The sequence below is a fragment of the Streptomyces sp. P17 genome (genome assembly GCF_032436805.1).
In the GTDB taxonomy this organism is placed as follows: Bacteria; Actinomycetota; Actinomycetes; order Streptomycetales; family Streptomycetaceae; genus Streptomyces.
Genome location: NZ_JAVRBF010001222.1, coordinates 1 through 251 on the forward strand (window position 1 = coordinate 1; position 251 = coordinate 251).

Below are 251 nucleotides of genomic sequence, written 5' to 3' on the forward strand. Positions count from 1 at the left end.
TGAGCGGTCAAGCGGTGGCGTTCGAGCAACGCCGGCAGGTCGTCACTTTCTGCGCATGACGCGCTCGATACTTGAACAAGTCGAGGCGCTGACTGCATCAACAAGAGCGCACGGGTCTGGCGAAGCGGGTCGTCTCGTCATCGGGTTCTGTACTTCGCTGACGGCAGGCAATCTGCGCGCAACATTACTCGACTTCAAGAAGCTTTTTCCGCACGTTGAGCTTGTAACCGTCGAGAGGTCGAGAACGCGGC

General features: G+C 58.6%; 1 pseudogene. It reads left to right on the plus strand.

Annotation, left to right across the window (positions count from 1 at the left end):
- Window positions 1–55: 55 nt before the first annotated feature.
- Window positions 56–251: pseudogene (locus tag RMT89_RS44480) on the plus strand (LysR family transcriptional regulator); the annotation flags it as partial.